This window comes from Nonomuraea ceibae, from assembly GCF_019396325.1.
Classification (GTDB): Bacteria; Actinomycetota; Actinomycetes; order Streptosporangiales; family Streptosporangiaceae; genus Nonomuraea; species Nonomuraea ceibae.
Genome location: NZ_JAHKRO010000194.1, coordinates 1 through 10,229 on the forward strand (window position 1 = coordinate 1; position 10,229 = coordinate 10,229).

Genomic DNA, 10,229 nt, shown 5'->3' on the forward strand with positions numbered 1-10,229 from the left:
CGGGCGAGCCGGCCGCGGCGCGCGCGGTGGCGGCCGCCGCGCGGGCGCTCGGCCGGGGCGCCGCCGCCCTGGTCAACGCGCACGACCCGGAGGTGGTGACGCTCTCCGGGCTGGCCGCCGACCTGCACGGACAGGCCGGCGCGGTGCTGGCGGAGTCGCTGACGGGCGGGCTGATGACGATCCGCCGCGAGCGCCCGCCGCTCGTCACCCCGGCCGCGCTGGGCCGGCGCGCCTCGCTGGTGGGCGCGATGGAGTCGGTCTTCGACGCGTTCCTGACCACCGAGGGCCTGGCCGGCTGGCTCGCCCGCGACACGCCCGGGAGCACAGTGTGATGCATACCACGAAATATCGCTAGAAAGCACGCTTTAAGGATGAAAACGGCCATCCCGTACGTGATCCGTACGGCGATCCTGGCGGGTCTGTGCACCGGCGGCGGCGGTGAGGCGTCGAGCAGGCAGGTGACCTGACGCGAGGGGGACGGCCGATGGATCTGGAGATCGCGTTGCGCATGTGCGAGGCGGCGTTGCGGCAGGCTTCCCGGGAGGGTTCGGCGATCTCCGTGGCGGTGGTCGACGCGGGCGGACATCTGGTGTCTTTCCAGCGTATGGCGGGTGCGGGGTTCGCCGGCACCACGCTCGCGCCCGGCCGGGCGAGCGCCGCCGCGGCCCACCGCAGGCCGACGGCCGAGCTGTCCGGGACGGGCGGCCCGGGAGCCGGGCCGTGGGAGCGCACTCCGGGCGGCCTGCCGCTGTGGTCCGGCCGCGGCCGCAGCGGGTGCGTGGCCGGCGGCGTGGGGGTCAGCGGCGGCACGCCGGAGCAGGACCAGGCGTGCGCCGAAGCGGCCGCCTCGGTGTGGCGGACACGTTGACCGGGCGCTTTGGGCAACACGAACCGCTGGTATCCGCCATGATTAGCCACTGCACTACGGGTAACAGAAACCCCGATCGTCAACTCCCCGAGGAGAGAACAGCAGATGGCACTTCCCACTCTTACCCCAGAGCAGCGCAAGGCCGCGCTGGAGAAGGCCGCGGAGGCTCGCGCCGCCCGCACCGCCCTGCTCGCCAAGGTCAAGACCGGCGAGCTGTCGTTCTCGCAGCTGCTGGAGCGCGATGACGACATCGCCAAGAAGATCAAGGTGTCGCAGGCCCTGCGCGCCGTGAAGGGCGTCGGCCCGGCCAAGGCCACCGCGCTCATGGAGGAGGCGGGCGTCGACGAGAAGCGCCGCCTCGGCGGCCTGGGCGCCCAGCAGCGCAAGAAGCTGGTCGACGCGCTCGGCTAAACCGGCCGGGCGGCCAGGTCCGCGCGCAGCGCCGCGCGGACCGGCCGGCAACGCTCCAGGAGACCGGCACACCCCTCCGCATCACCGGCCGCCTCCCGGAGAGATCCGCGACGCCCCCGCCAGGGACCTCCCCGGTGCCGCCCCCGGGAGGGCCGGGCGCTCAGCTGCGCAGGTAGGCCAGCACCGCGAGCACGCGCCGATGCTGGTCGCTGTCGTCGGCGTAGAGGCCGAGCTTGCTGAAGATGCTCCTGATGTGCTTCTCCACGGCCCCGTCGCTGATCACGAGCTGGCGGCCGATCGCGGGGTTGGACTTGCCCTCCGCCATCAGGCCGAGCACCTCACGCTCCCGCGGTGTGAGCTGGGCCAGCGGGTCGTCCTTGCGCCTGCGCACCATCAACTGCGACACCACCTGCGGATCGAACACGGTCCCGCCCGCGGCGACCCGCCGCAGGCCCTCCATGAACTCGTCCACGTCGACGACCCGGTCCTTCAGCAGGTAGCCCACCGCGCCCCGGGCGTCGGCGAGCAGGTCGTCGGCGTAGGAGACCTCGACGTACTGCGACAGGATGAGCACCGGCGCGCCCGGCACCCGGCGGCGCGCCTCCACGGCGGCGCGCAGCCCCTCGTCGGTGAACGACGGCGGCATGCGCACGTCCACCACCGACACGTCGGGCCGGTGCTCGGCCACCGCCTCGACGAGGCCGTCGCCGTCACCGACGGTCGCGACCACCTCGCAGCCGAACTCCTCGAGCAGCCTGACCAGGCCCTCCCTGATCAGAACCGCGTCATCGGCCACGACTACGCGCACGGTACCTCCGCTGCTATCACCGTCGGCCCGCCGTCGGGCGAGTGCACCTCCAGCTCCCCGTCGACCGCGCGGAGCCGGTCGGCCAGCCCGGCGAGACCATGTCCCTTGGCGACGTGGGCGCCGCCGACCCCATCATCCACGATCGTCAGCACGAGGGCGTCGTCGGTGTGGGTGAGGCGGATGGTGCACACGGTCGCCTGGCTGTGCTTGGCGACGTTGGTGAGGGTCTCGGCGACGACGAAGTAGACGGCGTTCTCCACCGCGGCCTCGTACCGGCCGGTGGCGCGCACGTCCAGCTCGACGGGGACGATCGAGCGCCCGGCGAGGGCGGCGAGCGCCGGGGCCAGGCCGCGGTCGGACAGGATGGGCGGGGCGATGCCGCGCGAGAGCGCGCGCAGCTCGTCGAGCGTCTCGCGGGTGGCGGAGATCGCGGAGGTGAGCGTGGCCTGGGCGGCCTCGGGGTCCTTCTTCAGCTGCCGCTGGGCCCGCGAGAGCTCCATGGCCAGCGACACCAGGCGCTGCTGCGGCCCGTCGTGGATGTCGCGCTCCAGCTTGCGCAGCGCGTTGGCCTCGGCCGACACGGCGGCGGCGCGGCCCTGGGCCAGGTCGTCGATGCGCTCCTGCAGCTCGGCCACCCCGGTGAGCAGCGCCCGGCCGAGCCCGGCGCGCACCAGCGCCGCCCCGCGCACGGTGAAGGGCAGGATGAGCAGGAACAGCAGCCCCAGCGCCACGTAGAAGATCGAGTTGATCAGGTAGCCGTCGCCCAGGCCGAGCAGCTCGGGCAGCTCCACGTTGTCCTCGATGCGCGAGGTGATGAGCCCGTAGATCGGGTAGGTCAGGCCGGCCAGCGGCAGCGCCCAGCAGACCACGGTGAGCACGAACGCGATCAGCGCGGGCGGGAAGTTCACAATGGAGTGCAGCAGGTCGAGCCAGGACTGCCCGCTGGTGAGCGGGTTGACGATCCGCCGGAAGCGGCCCGCCCCGGGCGGGGCCGGCTTGTAGCGGGGCCGCACCGGGGGCCGCTTGAGCACGTCGGACAGCCAGCCGCGCTCCGCGTCGGCGAATCCCCTGGCAGCCAAAAGGGTGGCCGCGAGCACCGGCACGCCGATCCACACCACGGCGGTGCCGACGCCGGCGGACAGGCCGACCAGGGTGACGGCGAAGCCGATCAGCGTGGTGGGGAACCCCACCAGGGTGTAGCGGGTGTCGAGCATGACCCGCCGAATCAGGGAGCGCATGCCTCCACGCTAGAGCCCCGGAAAGCCGTTTTCGAACCGGTGCGCCGGTCTTGCGATGGTAGGGCCAGCCCCACCCCCGGGGTGGTGGCGGGACGACCGCAAGACGGTGGTTCGCGGCAATGTGCGCGAGCCGCCCGGACGGAAGCCTTGAGACGTCGCCCCACCCCCGATGAAACGAGGCTTCCATGACCGTCCTGCTGGAGCGGCCCGCCCTGCCCGAGCAGCCGGCGCGCACCGGTTCCCCGCGCCGGGCCAGGGACCCGTTCATCGACATCCTGCGGGTGTTCGGGATGGCGCTGGTCGTGCTGCAGCACTGGACGATCCCGGTCCTGGACTACGACGGGGCGCGGCTGACCACCGGCAACGCGCTGGCCGAGCCGGGCGTGTGGGTGGTCACGTGGATCAGCCAGGTGATGCCGCTGGTGTTCTTCGCGGGCGGGGCGGCCAACGCGATCAGCTTCGGGCGGGCGGCGCACGGCGGGCCGCAGTGGATCGTCACGCGGGTGCGCAGGCTGGCGTGGCCGCTGCTGCCGCTGGCGGCGGTGTGGCTGCCGCTGCCCCACGTGCTGATGACGCTGGGCGTGCCGGAGCAGCCGCTGGAGGTGGGGGCTCGCCTCACCGGGCAGCTCCTGTGGTTCCTGGCGGTCTACCTGATCGCGGTGACGGCGACGCCGTACCTGCTGCGGCTGCACGCCGCGCACGGGTGGCGGGTGGTGGCCGTGCTGGCGGCGGCCGCGGTGCTGACCGACGTGGTGCGCTTCTCGACCGGCGTGGACGCGCTGGGCTACGCGAACATCGTGTTCGTGTGGCTGGCGGTGCACCAGCTCGGCTTCCTGTACGCCGGCGGCCGGCTGCGGCTGCCCGTGCTCATGGCGGCGGGCGGCTTCGGCGCGGCGGCGCTCCTGGTGGCGTACGGGCCCTACCCCGGCAGCATGATCGGGCTGCCCGGCGCGGAGATGTCGAACATGGCGCCGCCCACGCTGGCGATGCTGGCCGTCTCGTTCGGGCAGGTGGGGCTGGCGGCGCTGCTGCGGCCGTGGATCGTGCGGCTGCCGCTGACGCGGGTGCTGGCCTGGGCCGGGCCGCGCATCATGACCGCCTACCTGTGGCACATGCCGGCGCTGTTCGCGGTGACGGGCGTGGTCGTGGTGGCGATGCGGGTCCAGACGCCCACGCCGGGCAGCGCGTTCTGGCTGGCCGGGTGGCCGGTGTGGTTCGGCGCGCTGTGCCTGCTGCTGTGGCCGCTGCTGCGCTGGTTCTCCCGGTTCGAGGAGCCGCCCGCGCTGCCGTACGGGCGAGCCACCTGGGCGACGGCGCTCACGTCGGCGGCGCTGACGGGCGGCGGGCTGCTGGCGCTCACGGTCGCCGGGTTCGCGCCCGGCGGGGTGCCGTTCCTGGGCGTCATCGCGGTCCTCGGCGGGCTGCTCCTGACCGGGCCGCGCACCCGGATGTGAGGGCGCCGGTTCGACCACGCGGTGAACTTCGGCAGGATAGGGGTGTGAGCCTTCTCGTTGACCGCCTGCCGGAAGAGATCGACGCCGATCCCGACGCCATTTTCGACGCCTTCGCGTCCTGGAACTCCGAACGGGGGCTCACCCTCTATCCCGCCCAGGAGGAGGCGCTGATCGAGGTGGTGTCGGGCAGCAACCTGATCCTGGCCACGCCGACCGGCTCGGGCAAGAGCCTGGTGGCCGCCGGGGCCCACTTCGCCGCCCTGACCCGGGACGTGCGCACCTTCTACACCGCGCCGATCAAGGCGCTGGTGTCGGAGAAGTTCTTCGACCTGTGCGCGATCTTCGGCACCGAGAACGTCGGCATGATGACCGGCGACGCGAGCGTCAACGCGGGCGCGCCGATCATCTGCTGCACCGCCGAGATCCTGGCCAACGTGGCGCTGCGCGACGGCGCGGCGGCCGACATCGGCCAGGTGGTGATGGACGAGTTCCACTTCTACGCCGAGCCCGACCGGGGCTGGGCCTGGCAGGTGCCGCTGCTGGAGCTGCCGAACGTGCAGTTCATCCTGATGTCGGCGACGCTCGGCGACGTCTCGATGTTCGAGCGCGACCTGACCCGGCGCACCGGGCGGCCGACGGCCGTGGTCAAGCACGCCGAGCGGCCGGTCCCGCTGGTCTACTCCTACCGGATGACGCCGCTGCACGAGTCGCTGGAGGAGATGCTCTCCACCGGCCAGGCTCCCGTCTACGTGGTGCACTTCACGCAGGCGGCGGCGATGGAGCGGGCCCAGGCGCTGATGAGCATCAACATGGCCTCCAAGGCGGAGAAGGAGGCCATCGCCGCGATGATCGGCGGCTTCCGCTTCACCACCCGCTTCGGCCGGGCGCTGTCGCGGCTGGTGCGCCACGGCATCGGCGTGCACCACGCCGGCATGCTGCCGAAGTACCGGCGGCTGGTGGAGCGGCTGGCGCAGGCCGGGCTGCTCAAGGTCATCTGCGGCACCGACACGCTGGGCGTCGGCGTCAACGTGCCGATCCGCACGGTGCTGTTCACGGCGCTGTCGAAGTACGACGGCAACAAGGTGCGCCGGCTGCGCGCCCGCGAGTTCCACCAGATCGCCGGCCGGGCGGGCCGGGCCGGGTTCGACACGATCGGCTACGTGGCCTGCCAGGCGCCCGAGCACGACATCGAGAACGCCAAGGCCCTCGCCAAGATCGGCGACGACCCGAAGCGGCGGCGCGGCTATGCCCGCAAGAAGCCGCCGGAGGGGTTCGTCGGCTGGAGCGAGGAGACGTTCGAGAAGCTCCAGCAGGCCGAGCCCGAGCCGCTCAACTCGCGCTTCAAGGTGAGCAACGCGATGCTGCTGGCGGTGATCAACCGGCCGGGCGACTGCTTCCAGGCGATGAAGCACCTGCTGACCGACAACCACGAGGACCGCAAGTGGCAGCGGCGGCACATCAGCCAGGCCATCGCCATCTACCGGTCGCTGCTGGCGGGCGGCGTGGTCGAGCAGCTCGCCGAGCCCGACGAGCAGGGCCGCAGGGCCCGGCTGACGATCCAGCTCCAGGACGACTTCGCGCTCAACCAGGCGCTGTCGACGTTCGCGCTGGCCGCCTTCGACCTGCTCGACCGGGAGTCGCCGAGCTACGCGCTCGACATGGTGTCGATCGTGGAGTCGATCCTCGACGACCCGCGCCAGATCCTGTCGGCCCAGCTGAAGAAGGCCAGGGGCGAGGCGGTCGCGCAGATGAAGGCCGACGGCATGGAGTACGAGGAGCGCATGGAGGCGCTGTCCGAGGTCATGTACCCGATGCCGCTGGACGACCTGCTGCTCGGCGCGTACGAGACCTACCGGCGCGGCCACCCGTGGGTGGGCGACTACACGGTCAGCCCGAAGGCCGTGGTGCGCGACATGTTCGAGCGGGCGATGACGTTCGGCGAGTACATCCAGTTCTACGAGCTGGCCCGGTCGGAGGGCACGGTGCTGCGCTACCTGGCCGACGCCTACCGGACGCTGTCGCGCACGGTGCCCGAGCACCTGAAGACCGAGGACCTGACCGACCTCATCGAGTGGCTGGGCGAGCTGGTCCGCCAGGTCGACTCCAGCCTGATCGACGAGTGGGAGAAGCTGGCCAACCCGGATCTGGCGCTGGAGGAGCGCGAGGCGCTGGAGACGAAGGTGCGGCCGGTGACGGGCAACACCCGGGCGTTCCGGGTGCTGGTGCGCAACGCGATGTTCCGGCTGGTGGAGCTGTGCGCGCTGGAGAAGGAGGAGGAACTGGAGGAGCTGGCTCCCGACGTCGACTGGGGTGCCGCGCTCGACGCCTACTACGCCGACCACGAGGAGATCCTCACCGACGCCGACGCGCGCGGGCCCGCGCTGCTGCGCATCGAGGAGGAGAGCGGGCTGTGGAAGGTGCGCCAGACGATCAAGGACCCGGCGGGCGACGGAGACTGGGGCATCGACGCGCAGATCGACCTGGCCGCCTCCGACGAGGAGGGGCGCGCGGTCGTCCACGTGACGGGGCTCAACCGGCTCTAGGGGAGATAGCCGTGTGCCGGAACGGACTGGCAAGGGCGCTCCGGCACACGCCTGTTCTCTTATTCTCCGGTCGCGTACTTCGGCAACGCGTCATGACAATGTCTCAAGATCGGGACATTTCCCGTCAGCAGGCGGCGATGCGGCAAATCTTCCCGAGCATCCGCTTGGCGTCCTTCGTCTGCTGCTTGAAGTCGGCGGCGGCGGGCTTGCCCCACTCCCCCGACACCGTGTAGACGATCAGCGCGTTGGCGCGGCGCGTCACGACGGCCCGCTCGCCGCCGATGGCCGGCTTCTTGCTCTGGTACGCCTGGCCGGTGATCGAGACGCCCTCGTCGCCGAGCCGTACGGGACGGTAGGAGTAGCGGTAGTCGGCGGTGCCGCAGGCGCGCACGGCCGCGCGCAGGTCGCGCACGGCCTTCTTCGCCGCCCCCGCCGAGCCGTAGAGGATGACCTGCTCGGACTTGGAGTAGTCGGGCACGGCCGTGTAGGTGAGCGTCTTGGCGGCGGTGCGCCCGGCGCGGCCCAGCGTGGCCTTCTGGCACGGGTTGACGACCAGCCGGGCGCTCGTCCTGCCGCTGACCTGCCAGCTGTGCTCGGGGTTCGGGTCGTGCTTGGCCGCGTCCTTCTCGTACAGCATGAAGCCGCCGGGGATGCCCAGGGCGAGGGCGGCGGTTAACGCCACAATGGAGACCATGAGGCAAGATTGTACGAACGCCTGACGTCTAGCGGCGCAGGTTGGCCGTCCAGGCGTCGAGCTGCGACTGCCAGCCGTCGACGGTCTCCGGCCTGCCCGGCACGCCGGGGCGGGTCTGCCAGGGCAGCGGCCCGCTCTCGCGCCTGTACTCCACGCCGATCGCGTCCAGCCGTTCCAGGTGGGCGGCCAGCCTCTGGCGGAAGTCCGGCAGGTCCCGGTCGGCGGGGCTCCACACGGTCTCGGCGAAGGCCGCCAGCCTCGGGAAGGCCATGTAGTCGACCTGCCGCGGCGAGTCGATGAGCTCGGTCCACACGGCGCACTGCGAGCCCAGCACCCGCTCGGCGGCGGGCTCGCCGCGCAGCTCGGCGGGGATCGGCTCGAAGGCGTAGACGTCCTCCAGCGTGAGCACGGTGCCGAACGGGACCGGCTCGTCCTCGCCCGGCCCCTGCCGGTAGTCGAAGTAGACCGACGTGTTGGGGGTGCTGATCACGTCGTGGCCGTTCCTGGCGGCGGTGACCGCGCCGAGGTCGCCGCGCCAGGAGGCGACGACCGCGCCGGGGGCGAGCCCGCCTTCGAGGATCTCGTCCCAGCCGACGAGCCGCCGCCCGCGGGCGCTCAGGTAGGTGTCGAAGCGGTGGATGTACCAGCTCTGCAGCTCCTCCTCCCCGGCCAGGCCGAGCTCGCGGATGCGGGCCTGGGCGGCGGGGCTGTCACGCCACTGCTGCTTGGGGCACTCGTCGCCGCCGACGCACACGTACGGGCTCGGGAACAGCTCCAGGACCTCGTCGAAGACGTCCTCGAAGAACCGGATCGTGCTCTCCTCGGCGTTGAGCACGTTCGTGCCGATGCCCCAGCCGGTGCGCACCTCCAGCGGCGTGTCCAGGTTGCCGAGCTCGGGGTAGGCGGCGATGGCGGCCTGGGTGTGTCCGGGCAGGTCGATCTCGGGGACGACGGTGATGTTGCGCTGCCCGGCGTAGGCGACGATCTCCCTGATGTCGTCCTGGGTGTAGTAGCCGCCGTGCGGGCGGCCGTCGAACGGCCCGTTCCAGCCGGTCTGGCTCTGCGTGCGCCAGGCGCCGACCCCGGTGAGCCGGGGGTGGCGGCGGATCTCCACCCGCCAGCCCTGGTCGTCGGTCAGGTGCAGGTGGAGCACGTTGAGCTTGTGCAGGGCCATCAGGTCGACGAACCTCAGCAGGTCCTGCTTGGTCATGAAATGCCGGGCCACGTCGAGGAGGCAGCCGCGCCAGCCGAAGCGCGGCTCGTCCTCGACGTGGGCGGCCCTGATCTCCAGCTCGCCGCCGGGCCCGGCCTTGCGGAAGGCGGCCGGGGGCATGAGCTGCCTGAGCGTCTGCGCCGCGTAGAACGCCCCGGCGGGGCCGCCCGCGGCGATCCGGACGCCGTCCTCGCCGACGGTCAGCCGGTACGCCTCGGGCGGCAGGTCGGCCAGGGCGAGCGTGATCGTGCCCGGCCCCGGAGCGGCGGGCGGCAGGTCGCCGCCGGTCACGGGGCCGATCTCGCTCCGCAGCCAGGCGGCCGCCGCGCGCAGCGCCGGGTCGGCGGCGAGCGCGGTGTCCGGGCCGAGGACGAAGCGTCCCGGCAGGACCTGGCAGTGGACGGGCTTGGGCACGATCATGAACGGTTTCCCCCTAGTGACAGGTGACGGTGGCGTCGGCGAAGTCGACGTGGTCGGAGTAGGCGTTGTCGCCGCCGTTGGTGGCGACCAGCCGCACGTGGCGGGCGCCCTCGACGGAGGCGGTGACCTCGACGGCCGGGTCGGCGCCGGTGACGAGCTCGGAGGCGGCGACGCGCCCGCCGTCGGCCCACACCTCGAAGCGGGCCGAGCCGGCCTGGCCGACCTCGTCGTCGACGCCGCCCAGGAACCGGACCGTGGCGCAGCGGCCCGCGGTGTAGTACTCGATCTCGGCGGGCGCGTGCGCGCCGAGCCCCTTGGCGTACCGGACGCCCTCGATGGTGAGCGGGCGGCCGTCGCCGGCGGCGCGCTCGCCGTTGCTGGCGTCCTTCTCGACGGGGCCGAAGTGGTTCTTGGCCGCCGTCCAGGTCAGATCGCTGAGGTGGGTGGTGCCGGCGCCCGGAGCGCGCGCGACCCTGACGACCGCCTCGCCCGGCACCCGGCCGCCGGCGAAGGCGGCGACGGCGGCGAGCCGGTGCTCCGTGGGGGGCGCGCCCCCGGGCCGGGGGACGGCCCAGGTGAC

9 protein-coding genes and 1 pseudogene are annotated in these 10,229 nt (G+C 72.5%); 5 read left to right on the forward strand and 5 right to left on the reverse strand.

What is annotated here, in order from left to right; translation table 11 throughout:
• The 3 genes and pseudogenes from KME80_RS48265 to mihF all read left to right on the forward strand — a co-directional run.
• Positions 1 to 332: pseudogene (locus tag KME80_RS48265) on the forward strand (hypothetical protein); the annotation flags it as partial.
• A gap of 152 nt (positions 333 to 484) precedes the next feature.
• Positions 485 to 868 (forward strand): GlcG/HbpS family heme-binding protein, encoded by a 384-nt coding sequence (locus KME80_RS48270; protein ID WP_219519204.1) that lies wholly within the window; start codon positions 485 to 487, stop codon positions 866 to 868.
• Between the two features lie 105 nt (positions 869 to 973).
• Positions 974 to 1,279, forward strand: a complete 306-nt coding sequence (gene mihF / locus KME80_RS48275) for an integration host factor, actinobacterial type (RefSeq protein WP_049567253.1) — start codon at positions 974 to 976, stop codon at positions 1,277 to 1,279.
• Positions 1,280 to 1,439: 160 nt separating this feature from the next.
• Here the strand turns inward: mihF and KME80_RS48280 are convergent, their stop codons facing one another.
• Both KME80_RS48280 and KME80_RS48285 read right to left on the reverse strand, forming a co-directional pair.
• On the reverse strand, positions 1,440 to 2,087 hold the full coding sequence (locus tag KME80_RS48280; RefSeq protein WP_219519206.1) for a response regulator transcription factor: 648 nt from the start codon (positions 2,085 to 2,087) through the stop codon (positions 1,440 to 1,442).
• Positions 2,078 to 3,325 carry a sensor histidine kinase gene (locus KME80_RS48285; RefSeq protein WP_219519208.1) on the reverse strand — a complete coding sequence of 416 codons (1,248 nt, stop codon included), beginning with the start codon at positions 3,323 to 3,325 and terminating at the stop codon, positions 2,078 to 2,080. Before KME80_RS48285 ends, KME80_RS48280 begins: the two co-directional genes overlap by 10 nt.
• Positions 3,326 to 3,510: 185 nt before the next feature.
• Here KME80_RS48285 and KME80_RS48290 point away from each other — a divergent pair, with 185 nt between their 5' ends.
• Together KME80_RS48290 and KME80_RS48295 are read left to right on the forward strand one after the other, a co-directional pair.
• Positions 3,511 to 4,779, forward strand: a complete 1,269-nt coding sequence (locus tag KME80_RS48290; RefSeq protein WP_219519210.1) for an acyltransferase family protein — start codon at positions 3,511 to 3,513, stop codon at positions 4,777 to 4,779.
• Between the two features lie 44 nt (positions 4,780 to 4,823).
• A complete protein-coding gene (locus tag KME80_RS48295; RefSeq protein ID WP_219519212.1) occupies positions 4,824 to 7,322 on the forward strand; it encodes a DEAD/DEAH box helicase in 2,499 nt (832 codons plus the stop codon).
• 124 nt (positions 7,323 to 7,446) lie between these two features.
• Here the strand turns inward: KME80_RS48295 and KME80_RS48300 are convergent, their stop codons facing one another.
• The 3 genes from KME80_RS48300 to KME80_RS48310 form a co-directional block, all read right to left on the reverse strand.
• On the reverse strand, positions 7,447 to 8,016 hold the full coding sequence (locus KME80_RS48300) for a hypothetical protein (protein WP_219519214.1): 570 nt from the start codon (positions 8,014 to 8,016) through the stop codon (positions 7,447 to 7,449).
• Positions 8,017 to 8,044: 28 nt separating this feature from the next.
• Positions 8,045 to 9,649 (reverse strand): beta-N-acetylhexosaminidase, encoded by a 1,605-nt coding sequence (locus tag KME80_RS48305; protein WP_219519216.1) that lies wholly within the window; start codon positions 9,647 to 9,649, stop codon positions 8,045 to 8,047.
• Positions 9,650 to 9,662: 13 nt separating this feature from the next.
• Positions 9,663 to 10,229, reverse strand: a 567-nt coding sequence (locus KME80_RS48310) for an NPCBM/NEW2 domain-containing protein (RefSeq protein ID WP_219519233.1), incomplete at its 5' end; no start/stop codon positions are given.